Annotated in this window: 1 protein-coding gene and 1 pseudogene; both read left to right on the top strand. The window is 50.4% G+C overall.

Going from position 1 to position 1,533, the window contains the following annotated elements; genetic code table 11:
• Positions 1-443, top strand: a pseudogene (locus EIEH_RS18080) (RNA-guided endonuclease InsQ/TnpB family protein); the annotation flags it as partial.
• Positions 444-947: 504 nt separating this feature from the next.
• Complete coding sequence (locus EIEH_RS15355; protein WP_015870847.1) at positions 948-1,511, top strand: hypothetical protein; 564 nt, start codon at positions 948-950, stop codon at positions 1,509-1,511.
• The last annotated feature ends 22 nt before the right edge of the window (positions 1,512-1,533 follow it).

A 1,533-nucleotide genomic window follows, 5' to 3' on the forward strand; every position in this document is an offset into this window, starting at 1 on the left:
CACTCAGCCAAAACCACGCAATGATCGTCATTGAAGACTTGAAGGTTGCCAACATATCAAAGTCGACAGCGGGTACGGTAAGCCAGCATGGGCGCAACGTCCGTGCAAAATCAGGCTTAAACCGTTCGATATTAGATTAGGGGTGGTACGAACTTCGCCGCCAGCTTGAGTACAAACAGCTCTGGCGCGGTGGTCAGGTTCTGGCAGTACCTCCGGCATATACCAGCCAGCGTTGCGCGTGCTGTGGTCATACAGCGAAAGAAAACCGCCAGTCACAAAGTCGGTTTGAGTGTCTGGAATGTGGATATACAGAGAACGCCGATATAAACGGTGCCCGTAATATTTTAGCGGCGGGGCACGCCGCGTTAGCCTGTGGAGAGATGGCAGCGTTAGGCCGCTCGACGAAGCAGGAACCCACCGAAACGACTCAGACCTTGGTTTGAGCGTAGTAGGAATCCTCGCCATTTAGGGCGGGGAGGATGTCAAGGATAATCTCAACAGATAACCTGAAGGACTCTATTGGATAAAGGGAAATAGACATATCCAAAATGGCGGGCGCCTCGCTGGTGTGAATATTGACCCGATGGAAGGGTGGCAATCAAAACCGGGTAAATAGCGCGGAAAGCGCGCGCGCGTTAAGAATAATATATTTTACAATCAACGCCATGGCTTAATTCATCAGGGCTTGCGTAGAAATGACCTGCTGCTGATGATATAATTCGAATAATATTATAACTCGCATTGATATTATTATCTCATTAATATCAGTGTGAATATCCCTGCCCGAATTATCCTTAATGTCGGTATGCGCGTACCTGCTCAGTTTAATCTTGTTAAGCCTTAAGCTGTTAATCCTTAAACCGAGCGTTAGTTAAAGGGTTATCAATAAATCAATTTATCAGTAGATCAATTGATATTATCCAAGTGCTAAATATGGAGTAGACAAAATGTCTTTCACAAAAAAACTGGCTTTAGCCGCACTGTTGGCTGCCCCCCTGTATGCCTCTGCCGCGGTCACTAACGGTCAGCTGACCTTTACCTGGCAGGGGACCATTCCCGCCCAGAGGTTAGCCGCCGACTGGCGGTTCACGGATGCACTGGGGGCTGATTATATTCCCGCCCCCCAGACGCTTACCACCGCGGTTGATTCAACCGACAACACGCTGACATTGACCACCACTTCCCCCGTCACCTTTAATATCCAATCCGATAGCGTCATTAACGGTATCAGCGCCTATCTGGCCTCTGCTCCCATCGCCGTCGGGTTTAAGGGGAGCCGTCAGCTGGCTTTGCGGGACGCCCTGGGCGCACCTACGGATAACCAGATCCTGATCACCCTCAACAATGCGGCGCTCAAGGTGGGCAGCGCAAACGCCATTGACGTTGTCGGCGCTGGCAGCGATCGTCCCATCAGCCTCGGCCTGTACGCGAAAGTAAGCGGTGATGGCTATGATGCCGGCAGCAGCGTCAGTTTTACCACGCCGGTGGTTTTCGCGGTTGATTTGATTTGATCACGCTTTAATCATTAAATTT

This window comes from Edwardsiella ictaluri ATCC 33202 (genome assembly GCF_000264785.1).
In the GTDB taxonomy this organism is placed as follows: domain Bacteria; phylum Pseudomonadota; class Gammaproteobacteria; order Enterobacterales; family Enterobacteriaceae; genus Edwardsiella; species Edwardsiella ictaluri.